Below are 17,673 nucleotides of genomic sequence, written 5' to 3'. Positions count from 1 at the left end.
CAAAACAAGCCTTTATAAACAGCCTTTACTCGCCGTAGTAAGCCTTAGTCAGGATTTCCTCCATGTCTTCAACCATCGGCAGGCGCGGGTTGGCGGGCGAGCATTGGTCTTCGTAGGCGCGCAGGGCGACTTCGCGGCGGGCGTCCATATAGACTTTTTCGTCCAAGCCCTGTCCGCCGAACGACATTTTGATACCGACTTTACGGCCAAGTTCGGCCACCGCTTTGGCGAAGGATTCCACACCTTCGGCAGGCGTTGCGCAAGGCAGACCCAAAATGCGGGCGATGTCTTGGTATTTTTCGTCTGCGCGGTAGTAATTGTATTTCGGCCAAACGGAGAGTTTCTGCGGGCGCGTACCGTTATAGCGGATGACGTGCGGCAGCAGAATGGCGTTGGCACGGCCGTGCGGCGTGTGGAAACGGCCGCCGATGGTGTGCGCCAGCGAGTGGTTCAGACCCAAGAAAGCGTTGGAAAACGCCATGCCCGCGATGGTGGAGGCGTTGTGCATACGCTCGCGCGCCTCAGGGTCGGCTGCGCCGTTTTTGTAGGAACGTTCCAAAAATTCAAACACCAGCTTGATGGCCTGCAACGCGAGGCCGTCTGTAAAGTCGTTGGCCAACACGGAAACATACGCCTCGACCGCGTGGGTCAGCACGTCCATACCGGTATCGGCCGTAACCGAAGCGGGCACGGTCATGGTGAACTCGGGGTCGACAATTGCAATGGTCGGCGTGAGCGCATAGTCGGCAATCGGGTATTTTTTGTCGCCGTCCGAAATCACGGTAAACGGCGTTACCTCGGAGCCTGTGCCCGATGTAGTCGGAATGCCGATGAATTTGGCTTTCTGTCCCAACTCGGGAAAACGGACGGCGCGTTTGCGGATGTCCATGAATTTCTGCACCAAATCGCGGAAATCGACTTCAGGGCGTTCATAAAACAGCCACATCGCTTTGGCCGCATCCATCGGCGAACCACCGCCCAGCGCGATGATGGTGTCTGGCTGGAAGCTGCGCATCAGGTCGGCACCTTTCATCACGGTTTGGATGCTCGGATCGGGTTCGACATCGGTAAAAAGCTGGATGACGACTTTGTCTTTGCGCAGGTTGAGCTGTTCGGTTACGCGGTCGACAAAGCCCAAATCCACCATCGAACGGTCGGTCACGATAACGACTTTTTCACACTCTTTCATGTCTTGCAGATACTGAATCGAATTGCGCTCGAAATAGATTTTGGCGGGCACTTTAAACCACTGCATATTGTTTCTCCGACGGCCGACTTTTTTGATGTTCAACAGATTTACCGCGCTGACGTTGCCGCCCACGGAATTTTTACCGTATGAGCCGCAACCCAGCGTCAGCGACGGCAGGAACGCGTTGTAAACGTCGCCGATACCGCCGAAAGTCGAAGGCGAATTGTGAATCACGCGCAGCGCTTTGACGCGGCGGCCGAATTCTTTGGCCAACTCGTTGTCGGCGGTATGAATGGCGGCGGAGTGCCCCAAGCCGTCGAATTCCACCATCTGCTCCGACATTTTCAGACCGTCTTCAGTGGTTTCCGCTTTCAAAACCGCCAAAACGGGCGACAGTTTCTCGCGCGTCAACGGCTCGGCGCAGCCCACTTCGCTGCATTCCGCCGCCAGAATATTGGTGTTTTCCGGCACTTTAAACCCCGCCTGTTCGGCAATCCAAGCCGCCGGACGGCCCACAATCGCCGCGTTCAGCTTCGCACCGCTGCAACTTTTGCTGTGCGCTTTCACGCCGAAGGCAAATTCTTCCAACAGCGCCTTTTCTTTTTTGTTCACAAAATACACGCCGTAACTTTTCATTTCGCGAACTACGTCGTCGTAAATTTCCTTGTCGATAATCGCCGCTTGTTCGCTGGCACAGATCATGCCGTTGTCAAACGATTTCGACAGCACAATATCATTGACCGCCTGACGCACATTCGCCGTTTTTTCCACATAAGCCGGCACATTGCCCGCTCCCACGCCCAGCGCGGGTTTGCCGCAGGAATAAGCCGCCTCCACCATCGCATTGCCGCCCGTAGCCAAAATCGTCGCCACGCCCGGATGTTTCATCAGCGCATCGGTCGCTTCCATAGACGGCGTTTCAATCCACTGCACACAGTCTTCCGGCGCACCCGCCGCAACCGCCGCATCGCGCACGATTTTCGCCGCGTGAATCGAACATTGCTGCGCAGACGGGTGGAACGAAAACACAATCGGATTGCGGGTTTTCAGCGAAATCAGCGCCTTGAAAATCGCCGTCGAAGTCGGATTGGTGGTCGGCACAATTCCGCAAATCACGCCCACCGGATCGGCGATTTCGGTAATGCCCGTAACCGGATCTTCGCTAATCACGCCCACAGTTTTCAAATCGCGCAAACGGCGCACTACGTTTTCACAGGCAAACAGATTTTTCGTCGCTTTGTCTTCAAACACGCCGCGCCCCGTTTCCTCTACCGCGTGCATCGCCAGCACGCCATGCTGGTCGAGCGCGGCCACAGAGGCTTTGGCCACAATATGGTCTATTTGCGCCTGATCGAGCGCACGGAATTTCTCCAGCGCCACCAGAGCGCGTTCGACCAAACCGTTGACTTCGGCTTTGGCAGGACTCAAAGCAGTATCGGCAGATGCGTTCATACAAATGTCTCCTGAAAATGTAATTAAAAATAACAAAAAGAAAATTTAGTAACGCCAGTATAGTAGTTTTGTTACAAACTACCTTGACGTAAGTCAGGAAACCGCCTGTAACTTCAAGGATTTTCCAGCGGCACATACGTTTCTTAACCTAGCGCAAACCGCAGCAAAGGCCGTCTGAAAACCGAACGCCTTTCGTTTAGCAAGCCGCTGTGATGGTTTTAAAGCAAAAGCCGTCTGATGCTTCGGCTGCGCTCAGCAACCGGTTTTCAGACGGCCTCTGCTTAGTCCGGCTAATAGAGTGAAGCAAAATAAGAAAGATACAAGGCGGCAAGCCGAAGACAGTACAGGTAGTACGGGACAGATGAACTTGGCGCTTCGGCACCTTAGTGAATCGTTCTCTTTGAGCTCAGGCGCAGCCAACGCTGTAGATTTCTTATTTTAATCCACTATAATTTGATGGAATCCGATGCAAACCCTGCTACTCCCCCAACAACCGCGCCGACAAAACCGCTTCGATTTCCGCTTTTACCACCGCCTTGTCGCGGTTACTGTCGATCACCGCATAACGCGCGGGCGCGGCGGCGGCGCGTTGCAGGTAAACGGTACGCACGCGGGTGAAAAAGTCCGCCTCCTCCTGCTCGAAACGGTCTTTCTCGCGGCTCGCGCTAATCCGCGCCAAAGACACCTCCAGCGGCACGTCCAGCAGCAGGGTCAAATCGGGCTGAAACCCTTGCTGCACCCAGTTTTCCAGAATTTCGATGTCCGCCGTTTCCACCCCGCGCCCGCCGCCCTGATAGGCAAAAGTCGCATCGGTAAAACGGTCGGAAACGACGTTCACACCGTTTGCCAGATTGGGCAAAATCACGTCTTCCAAATGCTGGCGGCGCGCGGCAAACATCAGCAGCGTCTCCGCGCGCAAACCAGCGTGGGTGGCGGGATTGAGCAGAATCTCGCGCAACGCCTCGCCCAACGCCGTTCCGCCCGGCTCGCGGGTAAAGACAACGGGCAGAGCGCGAGCTTCAAACCATTCGCGGATAACGGCAAGATTGGTGGATTTTCCCGCGCCGTCGATGCCGTCAAGAGTGATGAATTTTGCTTTCATGGGGGGTTGTTTTTTTGGGTTGGGTTTGTTGGGAAAGGGGAATATTCAGACCGTCTGAAACCTCGGAAACCGTAGTGCGGTTAGCCGCCTCGAGCGGTGTAACCGTACGCCAAGCCGTTTGAAAATATCTGCCGATGCCGTCTGAAAAAACAGGCTGGTTGAGACCTTTACGAAAAAGCTGAGAATCTCGAGAAACGCTTGTAGGGGCGGGTTTCATATCCACCCGTAAATCTTCAGCCTACTGAAAAAGTTTAATATTTCAGACTTTTTGGCGTTCGGGCAGGTGTAAAGCCCGCCCCTACAGACAGGTGTTTCTTATTTTTGCAATGGTCTCAGGCTGTTTTGTGTAATTCATGTAGCACGATTTTCGCAGGCTTGTGCGGTTACGCCGCTTGGGGCGGCTCTAACCGCACCTACGACGACGGCTGAATCATCAGAATGGCAGATTGCACCGTAGGATGGGTTGGACAGCCCACCGTTTAGCCGCGGGTCAATCCAAACCGTCGGGTTTTCCCGAAGTTTTTCAGACGGCATCAAACCCTCCGACCAGGTGGCGGGCTGGCAAGCCAACCCTACATACACAACACGGATTTTACAAAACAACAGGCCGTCTGAATACCCGCTTATCCGTAGTCGGGGTATTCAGACGGCCTAAATTTCAGACGGCCTATTTTTTCAAAATATATTTCCGCACCGCTGCATTGTGTTCTTCCAAATTATGGCTGAACTGGCTCAAGCCCGTGCCGTCCATTTTCGAGACGAAATACAGGTATTTTTCGTTCGACGGATGGGCGGCGGCTTCCAGCGCGTGTTTGCCGGGCAGGGCGATCGGGGTCGGGGTCAGGCCGGCGCGGGTGTAGGTGTTGTAGGGCGTGTCGCGTTGAAGGTCGGCTTTGCGGATGCGGCCGTTGTAGGCTCTGCCCATGCCGTAAATTACGGTCGGGTCGGTTTGCAGGCGCATGCCGATGGCGAGGCGGTTGACGAACACGGCGGCTACGTCGTCGCGGTCGTCTTCGTGGGCGGTTTCTTTTTCAATCAGGCTCGCCATAATCAGCATTTCATACGGATTTTTATACGGCAGGCCGTCCTGTTTGTCCGACCATGTGCTGTCGAGCTGTTTTTTCATGTTTTGGTAGGCCATTTTGTAAATCTGAATGTCGCTGCTGTCGGCGTCGATTTCGTAGCTGTCGGGGAAAAACTGGCCTTCGGGGTTGGGATTGAGCGCATCGGGGGCGACGGTCTGCATCAGTTTTTCATCGCTCCAGCCTTTGGTGTCGTGGTTGATGTCTTCGGTTTGGTTGATCACGCGGCGCATATCGGCAAAACGCATGCCTTCGACGATTTGCACCGTAACTGAATCCGGCCGGCCGCCGCGGATTTTGTGCAGCAGATCCCATGCGGAAATTTTAGCGGGCAGGCGGTAAGTGCCGGCATGAAGCTGGTTGTGGACGCCCAAAACGTAAGCCGCCGCCATCAGCGCGTGGCGGTTGTAGATGATGCCGTCGTCGGCGAGCTTGCGGCTGACCGAAGCAATGCCCTGGTTTTTCTCGACTTTGATGCGGTAGGGCTTGCCGTTGTCTTTCGGCACAAACAATAAGGCCGCGACAACCGCAGCCAGCGCCGGCAGGAAAACCGCCGACCATTTCAACAATTTTTTCAACATGGTAGGATGGTGTGTAGTTTGAGTCGTGCAACAGTATAACCGAATGCCCGCCACCACCCGAAGTTTTCTACCAAACGTAACAAAACCCCGCCCGAAAGGAAGGCCGTCTGAAAATGGACACACAGCAAGAATGGGAAAACGGCTGGTGGCTGCACGCCCGCCGCGCGTTTTCGCCGAATTTTTCACCGCGCGAAGCGCATGAAAAAATCACGCTCGCCGTTATCCACAATATTTCCCTACCGCCGTTTGAATACGGCAGCGGCGCGGTCGAGCAGCTTTTTACCAACACGCTCGATGCCGCCGGCCATCCGTTTTTCAGCGTGATTCACGAATTGCGCGTTTCCAGCCATTTCTTCATCAGCCGCACGGGCGAAACCGTTCAGTTTGTTTCCTGCGACGATATGGCTTATCACGCGGGCGTTTCGTCGTTTCGCAAACGTGAAAAATGCAACGCTTTTTCAGTCGGCATCGAAATGGAAGGCTGCGACTTCGAGCCGTTTACCGATACGCAATACACCGCGCTCACCGCCCTTCTCGCCGCCCTTTCGGCGCAATACCCTATCGAAGCCGTGACCGGCCACCAAGACATCGCCCCCGGCCGCAAAACCGACCCCGGACATTTTTTCGACTGGCAGCGGCTGGAAGAAGCGGGGCTGCCTGTGGTGCGGGATGCGGGGTGAGGTTTTCAGACGGCCTGTTCCGCTTTGTGCCGACATTCCGGCCTGCGGCATTTATCTGCATTTTTAGGCCGTCTGAAAAAATCCAAATACCGGAATCGGCGCAAAATGTCCGTATCTGTATTTTCAGACGGCCTACAGCCTGTTTGCATTGCGCAACACAACCCCCGCCGTTTCACCGCCGAAACCGCCCGCAAACGCCGCAGAGGCCGTCTGAATATCCGTAAAATCAACGCTTCCGTCATTTCATCGGATTTTCCTGCCGTTTACCGCCGCCTGCTGTCAGCGTGCGCAATTTTCGTTATAATCCCGACTATCTTGCTCAATCCGAAACACAACGCAGGCTGCGCCCCGTTTTGTTTCTTTTTTTTCACACGCAGAGATTCAGATCATGATTTTTATCGTCCTCGGGCTGGCCGTCATTCTGGCCGTCGTCGCCTACAATATGTATCAGGAAAACCAATACCGCAAACAGGTGCGCGAGCAGTTCGGCCATGCCGACAAAGACGCGCTTTTAGCGAGTAAAACCAGCCATGTACGCGACAGCGGCAAGGGTATGTTTCTGAAAAAAGCCAAACCGCAGGACGAAGCCATGCGCAATCTGGAAGCGCAGGACGAAGTTTTCGCCGCCAAAGCCAAACTTGCCCAACCCGCCGCCGTGCAAACCGACGTCGAATTGGCGGTTGAAGACGATTTCGGCGACGAGCCGGTCGAGCACACCGTCGTCGGCCTCAACAACGAAATCACCACCCAAAGCGCAGAAAAACCCGCCGCCGCACCTGCCGTTACACCGACCGCAGCGCCGGCCGCCAGTCAGCCTTTGGTGAGCTTGGCCGAATTGGCACAAGTCGAATTGCCGTGGTTTGACCCGCGTTTCGACTACATGGCCTACATCGCCCTGAACGAAGCTCAGGAAATGCACGCCCTGCCGCGCCTTTCCAACCGCCACCGCTACCAGATTATCGGCTGCACGATGGACGACCGCTTCCAAGCCGCCGAACCGATTCCGGGCGTTTACTACCAAGGTTTCGTCGTCGGTCTGCAAGCCGTCAGCCGCAACGGTTTGGCTTCCGGCGAAGATTTGGAATACTTCAACGCCCAAGTTGACACGTTCGCCCAACTGATCGGCGGCAAAGTGCGCCACACCGATTTGGACGCGTTTACCGAAGTCGCCCAAGCCCTAGACGAATTCTGCGTACGCGTTGACCAAACCATCGCCATCCACCTCGTTTCCCGTTCCAACGTCAGCGGCACCGAGCTGCACTCCGCCGTAGAAAGCGTCGGCTTCCAACTGGGCGAAGACGGCCTCTTCCACTTTGCCGACAACAACGGCAACGTCATCTTCTCCATCAGCACGCTCGACAACTCGCCCTTTACCGCCGCCCTGCTTTCCCACCAAAACTACCGCGGCTTCAGCATGCTGTTTGACATTCCGTATGTTCCCGCCGGCGAAAAAACCTTCGACCGCTTTATGGATCTGGCGGTCAAACTCTCCGGCCAGCTCAGCCTCGATCTGGTCAACGACAAAATGGAAGAAGTTTCGACCCAATGGCTCAAAGACGTGCGCAGCTACGTTTTGGCGCGTCAGGAAGAAATGCTCAAAGTCGGCATCAAACCGGGCAGCAAACAAGCCCGGCGCCTGTTTTCCTAACCATTCAGGCCGTCTGAAAAGCGGATATGTCTTCCAAAAAGGCATATCCGCTTTTTTCGGGTAAAATTCCGCTGTCTGATTGGTTTTCAGACGGCCTGAGACCACCCGCAACCACCGCTCCCCCATTTCCCCAAAAACCCGCCATGAACCCGACCCAGCAAAAAATCCTCGACCTCACCGCCCTGCTCAACCGCTACGGCTACGAATACTACACCCTCGACGCGCCGACCGTACCTGATGCGGAATACGACCGCCTCTACCGCGAGCTGGAAGCGTTGGAAGCCGCGCATCCCGAGTTCAAACAGCCCGACAGCCCGACCCTGCGCGTGGGCGGCGCGCCGTTGGACGGCTTTGAAAGCGTACACCACGAAGTGCCGATGCTGTCGCTTTCCAACGCGTTTTCGCCGCAGGACGACAGCGGCGCGTTCGACCATGCGGAAATGTATGCTTTCGACGAGCGCGTGCGCGGCGGTTTGGGCGGTACGGCGCCCGAATATGTTATCGAACCGAAGTTCGACGGCCTTGCCGTCAGCCTGCTCTACCGCGACGGTGTGCTGGTACGCGCGGCGACGCGCGGCGACGGCGCGACGGGCGAGGACGTTACCGAAAACGTCAAAACCATCCGCAACGTACCGCTCAAGTTACACAGGCCGTCTGAAAGCGCCCTGCCCGAACTGATTGAAATCCGCGGCGAAGTGCTGATGCTCAAAGCCGATTTTGCCGCGCTCAACCGCCGCCAGCTCGAGCACAACCAAAAACCGTTCGCCAACCCGCGCAACGCCGCGGCGGGCAGCCTGCGCCAGCTCGATTCCAAAATCACGGCGCAGCGCAAACTGCACTTCTTTGCGTACAGCATCGCGCAGCAGACGGGCGGTTCAGCCTGCGGAACCCATATGCAGGAATTGGCTTACGCCGCCGAACTCGGCTTCAGCCTGCCCGAGGGCAATTACGGCTGTTTTCAAAATATCGACGGCGTTTTGGCCTTTTACGAACAGATGCACGCCAAACGCCCTGATTTGCCGTTTGAAATCGACGGCATGGTGGTCAAGGTCGACAGCCTTGCGCAGCAGGAAACGCTGGGCTTTGTCTCGCGCGCGCCGCGCTGGGCCATCGCGCACAAATTCCCCGCCGAAGAGGCGCTGACCGTGGTCGAGGCCATTGATGTGCAAATCGGGCGCACGGGCGCGGTCACGCCCGTTGCCCGCCTGCACCCCGTGTTTGTCGGCGGCGTGACCGTGACCAACGCGACGCTGCACAACCAAGACGAAGTAGCGCGCAAAGACGTGCGCGTCGGCGATACGGTGGTGGTGCGCCGTGCGGGCGACGTGATTCCCGAAGTCGTGCGCGTGGTATTGGAACGCCGCCCGATGCAGATTTTGGAACACTCAAGTTCAGACGGCCTGCAAGAAGATTTGTTCGGCGCGGCGGATTCGGCGGAAAGGCCGTCTGAAAACCGCACTGTGCCGCTCTATCCGCCCTACCGTCTGCCCGAAACCTGCCCGATTTGCGCCAGCCCCATCGAGCGCGAAGAAGGCGAAGCGGTGGCGCGGTGCAGCGGCGGAATGCTTTGCGAAGCGCAGCGTGCGCAGGGGCTGATTCATTTCGCCTCGCGCAAGGCGATGGACATTGAAGGCTTGGGGCAGAAACAGATCGAGCAGCTTGTCGCGCAGGATTTGGTACGCCATTTCGCCGATTTATACCGCCTCGACATTCCGACTTTGCAGAAAATGAAGGAAAACGCCGAGATGCCGTCTGATGCTTCGACTATGCTCAGCACAAGCACTTCGGCTGCGCTCAGCGCAGGCATTTCGACTACGCTCAGTGCGGGCACTTCAGACGGCCAAAACAAAAAAATGCCGACAAAATGGGCGCAAAACATCCTCGACGGCATCGAAGCGAGCAAACAGCCCGATCTGGCGCGGTTTCTGTTCGCACTCGGCATCCGCCACGTCGGCGAGCGCACGGCGAAAGTGCTGGCGCAGGCGTTCGGCAGTTTGGAAAACGTGCGCCGCGCGCCCGAACCCGCTCTGGCCTGCCTGCCCGACATCGGCGCAGTAGTCGCCCGTTCCATCGCCCATTTCTTCGCCCAAGACGCGCAACAGGCCATGATAGACGAACTGCTCGCCGCAGGCGTTTCCCCGAAAAATCAGGCCGTTACCCTGCCGTTGGCGCAATACCTCACCCCCGAAAAATGGCTCAGCCGCCTGCCCGGTTTCAAAATCAGCGAAAACAAAGCGGCGGCCTTGTGGGACTTAGCCGGAAAAAACATAGAAGGCCTAATCAACGACAACGCCCTACCCGCCGACTGGCAGGCTTGGCGCAAAATCAGCGGCAATTTATCGCTTTTAACGGCCATGCAGCAATTTTTGGCACAGATGCCGTCTGAAAGCGATACCATGTCTTCAGACGGCCTCAACGCCGCTGTTGCCGGCAAAACCTTCGTCCTTACCGGCACCCTGCCCACGCTCAAACGCGATGAAGCGCAGGCCATGATTGAAGCCGTCGGCGGCAAAGTCTCCGGCAGCGTATCCAAGAAAACCGATTACGTCGTCGCCGGCGAAGCCGCCGGCAGCAAATTGGAAAAAGCGCAAACGCTGGGCGTGGCGGTTTTGGATGAGCAGGCCTTGCTGGATTTGCTGAACAAATAATGTTAATGTCGTCCGATTGCCATTTTCAGATTGATGTGTATAATCTAATCAATTCATACACATCAGGAGCAGCTCATGCGCACCAATATCGTTATCAATGAAGAGCTGATGAATGAAGCCCTCTCCCTCTCCGGCCTGCCCAGCAAGCGCGAAGCTGTGGAGGCGGGCTTGAGGCTGCTGGTGCAGCAGATGCGCCAGCAGCAGCTGCGCAAGCTGCGCGGCGCGTTGGTTTGGGAAGCTGATTTAAAAGAAATGAGGGAAAACAGTCATGCTGATTGTTGATACCGGCGTATGGGTGGATTATTTCAACGGCCGTGCCAATGTGCAAACCGATTACTTGGATTACGCCCTGCAATACGAAAAAATTGCCTTAACCGATGTAATTTTAATGGAAATTTTGCAGGGTTTTCGCAAAAATAAAGCCTATCATGAAGCCCGTAGCTTATTATTGGAATTGGCGTGTTTTGACATTCTGGGCAAAAACAATGCTGTGCGCTATGCAGATTATTACCGGCAGCTGCGGCAAAAAGGCCTGACCATCCGCAAAAGCAATGATGTGATGATTGCCGGTTTTTGCATCGACCACCAATTCCCACTACTGTTTCAAGATAAAGATTTTATTCCTTTCACAACCCATTTGGGGCTGCTGTCTGCCCTAACTGCACATACCAACTGATGGAGACACCATGAAACCGATTAAAAAAGCCGTATTCCCCGTTGCCGGTATGGGCACGCGTTTTTTGCCCGCCACCAAAGCCAATCCGAAAGAAATGCTGCCGATTGTCGATAAGCCTTTGATTCAATACGCCATCGAAGAGGCCGTCGCCGCCGGCTGCACCGAAATGGTGTTCATCACCGGCCGCAACAAGCGCAGCATCGAAGACCATTTCGACAAAGCCTACGAATTGGAAAACGAGCTTGCCCTGCGCCAAAAAGAAAAACTTTTGGCACACGTCCAAGACATCCTGCCGCCTGACGTTACCTGCATCTTCATCCGCCAGGCCGAAGCGCTGGGTTTGGGACACGCCGTTTTGTGCGCCCGCCCCGCCGTCAACGACGAGCCGTTTGCCGTCATCCTCGCCGACGACCTGATCGACGCCCCGCAAGGCGCGCTCAAACAGATGGTCGATGTGTACAACCAAACCGGCAACAGCGTATTGGGCGTAGAAACCGTCGATCCGTCGCAAACCGGTTCATACGGCATCGTCGAAGTCGAAAAACTGAAAAACTATCAGCGTGTTATCAGCATCGTTGAAAAACCCAAACCCGAAGAAGCGCCGTCCAATCTCGCCGTCGTCGGCCGCTACATCCTGACCCCGCGCATCTTCAACCTGCTCACCGACCTGCCGCGCGGCGCCGGCGGCGAAATCCAGCTCACCGACGCCATCGCCCGCCTGCTCGACCACGAATTCGTCCTCGCGCACGCCTTCGAAGGCAAACGCTACGACTGCGGCAGCAAACTCGGCTACCTCGAGGCCACCCTCGCCTACGGTTTGAAACACCCGGAAACAGCCAAGGAATTCAAAGAATTGGTTAAAAAATATGTGAAATAAACCAGTCCGTATTCCTTAAAATAAAACAGGCCGTCTGAAACTTCTCAGACGGCCTTACGTTTGTAAAAATCGATTTGAAGCACAAGAGCCAACCCCGGTCATGCCGTCTGAAAGCACCGAACCACCACACCTGCCGTTCCGGCAGTCCGAACCTCCCCCTTCTTGCCCGCCACGCAAATTATGCTACAATACGCGCCTGTTCCGCCTGACGGGTCTGTAGCTCAGGGGTTAGAGCAGGGGACTCATAATCCCTTGGTCGTGGGTTCGAAACCCACCGGACCCACCAAACAAAACCCGCATGAATCGATGACTTCATGCGGGTTGTCTTTTATTCTGCATACGGTTTTCGTTCTACATCAAGCCGTTTATTCTGCATTCCTACTCCGAACAGCGCACCCAATGCGTTCAGGCCGTCTGAAATACCACCTTTTCCCCGCCGCAAAAACTTTTCCGCCAACATTTAGAAATCTTCCGCACGATTATTGCGTAATATCCGCCCGCCAATCCCCTACCCTGCGTTCGGGATAAGGGCTTTGCTACAATCCGCAATTATTTTTCACCACTCCGTTTTCATTATGCAAGCGCAAACTTCTGCATCTTGGTCGTCAAAAATCGGCTTTATTCTCTCCGCCGCGGGCTCTGCCATCGGTTTGGGCGCGATTTGGAAATTTCCCTACACCGCAGGCACTAACGGCGGGGCGGTATTTTTCCTGCTGTTTCTGCTGTTTACTATATTGGTTGCGTTGCCTGTCCAGCTGGCAGAGTTCTACATCGGCCGCACCAGCGGTACAAATGCGGTCGATGCGTTTAAAACGCTGGCGCCGGGTTCACATTGGCCGTGGATCGGACGCATGGGTGTGACGGCATGTTTTGTGCTGCTGTCGTTTTATAGTGTGGTCGGCGGCTGGGTACTGAATTATGTGGTACACGCATTTACGGGCGCGGTAACACCGGGGGCAGATTTTAAGGCGCTGTTTGAACAAACCATCGCTTCGCCTTTTAGTGTGTTGTTTTATCAGGGTTTGTTTATGCTGATGACGATATTCGTGGTCAAAGGCGGGGTTTCGGACGGCATTGAAAAAGCCAACCGCTATATGATGCCGGCGCTGTTTGTCTTGTTTCTGCTGCTGGCCGGCCGCTCTTTGACGCTGCCCGGCGCGGCAAAAGGCGTGGCATTTCTGCTCAAACCCGACTGGTCGAACTTTACGCCGCAAACCATGCTGACCGCGCTCGGTCAGGCGTTTTTTGCGCTCAGTATCGGCGTTTCCACCATGATTACTTATGCAGCCTATTTGAGCAAAAAACAGGATTTGTTCCGCTCGGGCAACAGCATTATGTGGATGAACCTGCTGGTTTCGCTGCTGGCGGGGCTGGTGATTTTTCCGGCGGTGTTCGCCTTCGGTTTCGAACCGAGCCAAGGACCGGGCTTGATTTTCGTGGTATTGCCGGCCGTGTTCATGCAGATTCCGTTCGGCACGCTGCTGTTTGCCGTATTCATGCTGCTGGTCGCTTTTGCGACGCTGACCTCCGCGTTTTCCATGCTGGAAACCGTCATCGCCGCCATTATCCGGCGCGAAGAAGTCAAACGCCGCCGCACAAGCCGGGTTGTCGGCACAGCCATTTTCATCATCGGCATTCCCTCCGCCCTCTCTTTCGGCGTGATGGCGGACATGAAAATTTTCGGCAAAACCATATTCGATTTATGGGACTTCATGATTTCCGCCATCATCATGCCCATCGGCGCATTCGGCATTGCCGTCTTCACCGGCTGGATTCAAGACAGGCAGCAAGTATTGGCCGCCATCAGCGAGGGCAGCAGCGTTCCCCAAACCCTGATTCAACTTTGGCTGACTACATTGCGCCACCTCGCTCCGATTGCGATTATTCTGGTGTTTGCCAATACATTGGGCTGGATCTGACCGTTTATCTGAATCCGCTGTGCCGTTTACCTGCAAAAACAGGCCGTCTGAAAGGTAAAAAACTACCGCTTATCCTTTCAGACGGCCTTTTATTTACTCGTAACCGCAGAAATGTCGCATTACAACTACATAAACAAACATTTTATAATTCAATATCTTATAAAAGATAAGCCTAAAAATCCAAAATGCCGTTCAGAAAAAAATAAACAGCAAAATCAATAACTAGCAAATACATTATTTCAATACCCCAAATAAACGTTGGCAATGTAACGCTTATCTTGATAAGATACCGCTCATCAGAAAAACACCGATTATCTAAGATTAAATCCGTTCATCTGCATAATTACGGCGTTAATCATTATTTACTTCTCTGAAGTATTTGAAGCATTGAAAGGGGCAGACCATGACCATCATCGCCATCGACATTCAGCCGCAATACCGCTTTACCTGTATGGCTGCCAACGAGCAGCATTTCGTGCATCAGCCGGAAAACACTGTTGACGAATTGAACCGTCAGGCACGGTTTGCCGACAAGCGACTCCTAATTAAAAACGTACCTACCGCCAACGTTTCCTATTGCCAAACCTGTATTGATGCGCCGGCCGAACGTACGGGCTTTGTGTTCAACACCGGCAACAAAAGCTGCCGGCGCGACCGTCTGCTCGCCGGCCTGCCTGTCGAAGCCGACTACGATCACGCCGTCGAAACCGAAGGCGCGCTGCAATACGGCGCCGCGTTTCACGACAGCAAAGAAATGTACAGCACCGGTTTGATCGAGTGGCTGCATACCCAAAACGCCTCCACTGTCATCCTCGGCGGTCTGTCCACCGAAGACGCAGTTTTGAAAACCGCCAAACAGCTGGTTTGGTACAGCGACAGCATCAACGTCATCGTCAATTTGGGCGCGTGCAGCGGCTACTCGCCCGAAAGCACGCTTAAAGCAGTTTACAACATGCAGGAAGCAGGTATTCAGATTGCCACCCGTTCGGCAAACATTCCCGAGCTTGTTCACAACGTCTTACCTCAGTTTAAAGTGTCGTAATCTCTTGCTAATCACTCCCAGCTGCAAGAGTTTTTTGAGCCACCCGAAAAGGTGGCTCTTTTTTTGTCTGCAAAATTCAGCATCTCTAAAATATCCAAACTCATTTTAAACGTTTAAAGAACAAACCGTTTATCGGAAAAAACAGCCGAAAAACCTCCAATTATCAAAAAACCTGTTTTTTCCCATACAATAATTTTCATAAATTTTTCATAAAACAATTATCTGTATTTTAACTTAATTTTACACATTCCGCCCGGCTCTATCCAGCCTACCTACCGGTTTCCTTTCCATTTCTACCAAACAAACAGCCTATGGACATCAAACGCCTGCACCCGCTCGTAGCAGCCGCCGTCAGCCTTGCCGTATCCGCCGTATCGCCGGCCGCAGACATCAACGCCGAACGCGAGCGCTGGGTCGCCCACTCCCGCAGCGGCGATACCCAGCTTACCGAAGCCGTAACCGCGCTGCAAAAGCTCTATCAGGAAAGCGGCGACGCAAAAGTCCGCGCCGACTTGATTGCGCTGATGCTGCGAAGCGGACAACGCGGTGCCGCCCTTGCCGTTTGCGCAGATTGCAGGCCGTCCGAATTATCCGCCGACGAATTGGCAAACCTCGCCAAAGCCGCGCGCGACACCAAACAGTTCGACACCGCTGCCGGATATTACCGCAACCTGCAAACCCGCTTTCCACAAAATAAAACCGGCTGGCTCGGCGCCGCGCTCGTCGCCACCGACCAAAAAAAATTTTCCGAATCCGAAAAAGCCGTACGCGAATACATCCGCCGCTTCGGTACCGATAAAGACATTCAGACGGCCGAAGAATATCTCGCCAGCCAAAGCCAGTCGCCGACCGGACAAATGGGCTATTTAATGGCGCGCCTCAGCAAAGATTCCGACAAAGAATCCGTGTTGAAAGTATTCCGCCTGGCCGACAGCGTTAAAGCCTATCCCGTGCAAGAACGTCTGCTCGAAACCTATCCGCAGTATTTCACCCAAACCGACCGTCTGTGGGTGCGGAAAAACCAGGCCACCTCCCAACTGCGCGGCGCATTGGACGCCGATGATCAGGCCGACATCCGAAATGTGCGCCGAAAATTCTCCGACATAGCCGCAGAATCAGACGACACGAGCGCCGTGCATACCGCTGCATTGCGCGACGACATGACCGCTGCCAATGCCGCAGGCAAACCCGAAGCCACCATCGCCACCTACCGCAAACTGGCGCAACAGGGCGAACAGCCCGATTACGCCAAAGAATCCTATGCCAAAGCCCTGCTGGCCACCGGCAGCCCCAACAAAGCCCGCAAAATTTACGAAGGCATTGCAGGGCGCCAAATGGCGGAAAACAAACGCATCGCCGACGCAACCAACGAAAATCTGATTGCCTCCTACGCCGATTCGCTCTATTTCAGCAAAGCGCGCAAACAGCTTGCCAATTGGAATGCCAACAAAACCCGTCTCGACTTTACCCAAAACTCGGAAATCAAAAACCCCTACCACGACAAAAAACATTTTTGGGAAGCCCGTTTGGACGCATGGAACGGCCGTCCCGGTAAAGCCGTCAAGCATATGGACAAATGGATTGCCGAACACCCTGCCGACCCGTGGGCACAGATTCTGCGCGGCGAGTTAGCCTATTGGAACGGTCATGCTGAAGAAGCGCAAACATGGTATGGGCACTCGCAGGAATTTCTCCCGCCCGATGCGCAATATCTCGCCCAAAGCAAAACCGCAACCGCGCAAGTTGCCGCCGGCAACTGGAAACCCGCTTCCGAAACCGCCGCATCCGTCAGCCGGGCCGACGTCCGTTATCAGGATTTCTTCACCCGCTACGACAAATCCCGCGCACCCGTGCTGACCGTCAACGCCGAGGCCATGAAAGCCACCGCCCCCAAAGACGGCACCGAATGGTCTCAAGACGCGCGCCTGTACAGCAAACGCAGCACACAAGGCCACCGCGCCTACGTTGCTGAACAAACCGATTACGTTCCCAACCACGGCGATGCGCTGCGCACCGGCCGCGCGGGTTTGGGCGCGGAAATCAGCCTGTATCCCGCCACCGTTACCGTTGAAGCCGGCCACGGTTTCAGCCTGAACAAAAAAGCCTACGCGCAAGCCGGCGCGGAATACCGCTTGGGCAGCCGAGTCCGCCTCAAAGCCTCAGCCGCCTATAACAGCGCCAACACGCCCGCCAAAGCGCTCAAGCAAGACGTTTACGCCCACGAATACACGCTCGGCGCAGACTATATCCACTCCGGCACACTCAGCGCGGGCATCGGCGCCGGCCTGATGGATTTTGACGACGGCAACCTGCGCAAAACCGCCTACGCCACGGTCAACAGCAACCTGTTCCAACACGACCGCTGGCAGCTTGCCGGTTCGCTGCGCGGCGACTACACCGCCAATAAAGACATCCCCGAGGCCTACTACTACAACCCGAAAAACAGCAAAAACCTCGAAGGCGCGCTGATGCTCTCCTACACGCTGCCGCTCGACAACCGCCTCCAGTTCAAGCAAACCGCCACCGCCGGTGTCGGCCGCTACTGGCAGCACAGCCAAAACGCCGAAAACACCTGGCAGCTTAAATACGGCCACGACTGGCAGTTTGGCAAAAAAGCCTCGCTCAATTACGAAATCGGCCGCCGCCAGGCTATGTACGACGGCCAACCCGAGTTCCAAAACTTCGGCAGACTCGGCTTGAGCGTGAAATTCAACTAAGCGTTTTCAGACGGCCTCATACCGTTTAAAGGCCGTCTGAAATCCCAAACCCGAAAAACA

The 17,673-nt window shown here is 55.1% G+C and carries 13 protein-coding genes and 1 tRNA gene; 10 read left to right on the top strand and 4 right to left on the bottom strand.

Annotated features, from left to right (window positions below; translation table 11 throughout):
• Positions 1-25: 25 nt before the first annotated feature.
• The 4 genes from adhE to mltG all read right to left on the bottom strand — a co-directional run bounded on the left by adhE (position 26) and on the right by mltG (position 5,406).
• Positions 26-2,641, bottom strand: a complete 2,616-nt coding sequence (adhE, locus tag BG910_RS08835) for a bifunctional acetaldehyde-CoA/alcohol dehydrogenase (protein WP_089036523.1) — start codon at positions 2,639-2,641, stop codon at positions 26-28.
• A 478-nt stretch (positions 2,642-3,119) separates the two neighbouring features.
• Positions 3,120-3,743: a dTMP kinase gene (tmk, locus tag BG910_RS08830; RefSeq protein WP_089036522.1), complete on the bottom strand. Its 624-nt coding sequence runs from the start codon at positions 3,741-3,743 to the stop codon at positions 3,120-3,122.
• A 351-nt stretch (positions 3,744-4,094) separates the two neighbouring features.
• Positions 4,095-4,277, bottom strand: a complete 183-nt coding sequence (locus tag BG910_RS12380) for a hypothetical protein (protein ID WP_157694062.1) — start codon at positions 4,275-4,277, stop codon at positions 4,095-4,097.
• 133 nt (positions 4,278-4,410) lie between these two features.
• Positions 4,411-5,406, bottom strand: a complete 996-nt coding sequence (gene mltG, locus BG910_RS08825) for an endolytic transglycosylase MltG (RefSeq protein WP_089036521.1) — start codon at positions 5,404-5,406, stop codon at positions 4,411-4,413.
• Positions 5,407-5,519: 113 nt separating this feature from the next.
• Here mltG and ampD point away from each other — a divergent pair, with 113 nt between their 5' ends.
• From ampD to pgaA, 10 genes are all read left to right on the top strand, one after another.
• The gene (ampD, locus tag BG910_RS08820) at positions 5,520-6,086 is read left to right on the top strand and encodes a 1,6-anhydro-N-acetylmuramyl-L-alanine amidase AmpD (protein ID WP_089036520.1); all 567 of its coding nucleotides are present in this window, start codon (positions 5,520-5,522) and stop codon (positions 6,084-6,086) included.
• A gap of 388 nt (positions 6,087-6,474) precedes the next feature.
• Positions 6,475-7,734 carry a cell division protein ZipA C-terminal FtsZ-binding domain-containing protein gene (locus BG910_RS08815; RefSeq protein ID WP_089036519.1) on the top strand — a complete coding sequence of 420 codons (1,260 nt, stop codon included), beginning with the start codon at positions 6,475-6,477 and terminating at the stop codon, positions 7,732-7,734.
• A gap of 143 nt (positions 7,735-7,877) precedes the next feature.
• Complete coding sequence (gene ligA, locus BG910_RS08810; protein WP_089037212.1) at positions 7,878-10,382, top strand: NAD-dependent DNA ligase LigA; 2,505 nt, start codon at positions 7,878-7,880, stop codon at positions 10,380-10,382.
• Positions 10,383-10,457: 75 nt separating this feature from the next.
• A complete protein-coding gene (locus BG910_RS08805; RefSeq protein WP_089036518.1) occupies positions 10,458-10,664 on the top strand; it encodes a type II toxin-antitoxin system VapB family antitoxin in 207 nt (68 codons plus the stop codon).
• Positions 10,651-11,058 (top strand): type II toxin-antitoxin system VapC family toxin, encoded by a 408-nt coding sequence (gene vapC, locus BG910_RS08800; RefSeq protein WP_089036517.1) that lies wholly within the window; start codon positions 10,651-10,653, stop codon positions 11,056-11,058. The genes BG910_RS08805 and vapC overlap by 14 nt, the downstream gene beginning before the upstream one ends.
• A gap of 10 nt (positions 11,059-11,068) precedes the next feature.
• On the top strand, positions 11,069-11,935 hold the full coding sequence (galU, locus tag BG910_RS08795; RefSeq protein ID WP_089036516.1) for a UTP--glucose-1-phosphate uridylyltransferase GalU: 867 nt from the start codon (positions 11,069-11,071) through the stop codon (positions 11,933-11,935).
• A gap of 210 nt (positions 11,936-12,145) precedes the next feature.
• A tRNA-Ile gene (locus BG910_RS08790) sits at positions 12,146-12,221 on the top strand.
• A 289-nt stretch (positions 12,222-12,510) separates the two neighbouring features.
• Positions 12,511-13,854 (top strand): sodium-dependent transporter, encoded by a 1,344-nt coding sequence (locus tag BG910_RS08785; RefSeq protein WP_089036515.1) that lies wholly within the window; start codon positions 12,511-12,513, stop codon positions 13,852-13,854.
• Between the two features lie 403 nt (positions 13,855-14,257).
• Positions 14,258-14,896 carry a cysteine hydrolase family protein gene (locus BG910_RS08780; RefSeq protein WP_089036514.1) on the top strand — a complete coding sequence of 213 codons (639 nt, stop codon included), beginning with the start codon at positions 14,258-14,260 and terminating at the stop codon, positions 14,894-14,896.
• A gap of 311 nt (positions 14,897-15,207) precedes the next feature.
• Complete coding sequence (gene pgaA, locus BG910_RS08775; protein WP_089036513.1) at positions 15,208-17,613, top strand: poly-beta-1,6 N-acetyl-D-glucosamine export porin PgaA; 2,406 nt, start codon at positions 15,208-15,210, stop codon at positions 17,611-17,613.
• Positions 17,614-17,673 lie beyond the last annotated feature (60 nt).

The organism is Neisseria chenwenguii (assembly GCF_002216145.1).
Lineage (GTDB): Bacteria > Pseudomonadota > Gammaproteobacteria > Burkholderiales > Neisseriaceae > Neisseria > Neisseria chenwenguii.
This window is presented reverse-complemented; position numbering and strand designations above follow the sequence as displayed.

Excerpts from the sequence above, each read along its gene's own strand:
- tmk (WP_089036522.1), bottom strand. The coding sequence starts at position 3,743 with ATGAAAGCAAAATTCATCACTCTTGACGGCATCGACGGCGCGGGAAAA.
- galU (WP_089036516.1), top strand. The coding sequence starts at position 11,069 with ATGAAACCGATTAAAAAAGCCGTATTCCCCGTTGCCGGTATGGGCACG.
- mltG (WP_089036521.1), bottom strand. The coding sequence starts at position 5,406 with ATGTTGAAAAAATTGTTGAAATGGTCGGCGGTTTTCCTGCCGGCGCTG.
- BG910_RS08780 (WP_089036514.1), top strand. The coding sequence starts at position 14,258 with ATGACCATCATCGCCATCGACATTCAGCCGCAATACCGCTTTACCTGT.
- BG910_RS08785 (WP_089036515.1), top strand. The coding sequence starts at position 12,511 with ATGCAAGCGCAAACTTCTGCATCTTGGTCGTCAAAAATCGGCTTTATT.
- BG910_RS12380 (WP_157694062.1), bottom strand. The coding sequence starts at position 4,277 with ATGCCGTCTGAAAAACTTCGGGAAAACCCGACGGTTTGGATTGACCCG.
- adhE (WP_089036523.1), bottom strand. The coding sequence starts at position 2,641 with ATGAACGCATCTGCCGATACTGCTTTGAGTCCTGCCAAAGCCGAAGTC.
- pgaA (WP_089036513.1), top strand. The coding sequence starts at position 15,208 with ATGGACATCAAACGCCTGCACCCGCTCGTAGCAGCCGCCGTCAGCCTT.
- ligA (WP_089037212.1), top strand. The coding sequence starts at position 7,878 with ATGAACCCGACCCAGCAAAAAATCCTCGACCTCACCGCCCTGCTCAAC.
- ampD (WP_089036520.1), top strand. The coding sequence starts at position 5,520 with ATGGACACACAGCAAGAATGGGAAAACGGCTGGTGGCTGCACGCCCGC.
- vapC (WP_089036517.1), top strand. The coding sequence starts at position 10,651 with ATGCTGATTGTTGATACCGGCGTATGGGTGGATTATTTCAACGGCCGT.
- BG910_RS08805 (WP_089036518.1), top strand. The coding sequence starts at position 10,458 with ATGCGCACCAATATCGTTATCAATGAAGAGCTGATGAATGAAGCCCTC.
- BG910_RS08815 (WP_089036519.1), top strand. The coding sequence starts at position 6,475 with ATGATTTTTATCGTCCTCGGGCTGGCCGTCATTCTGGCCGTCGTCGCC.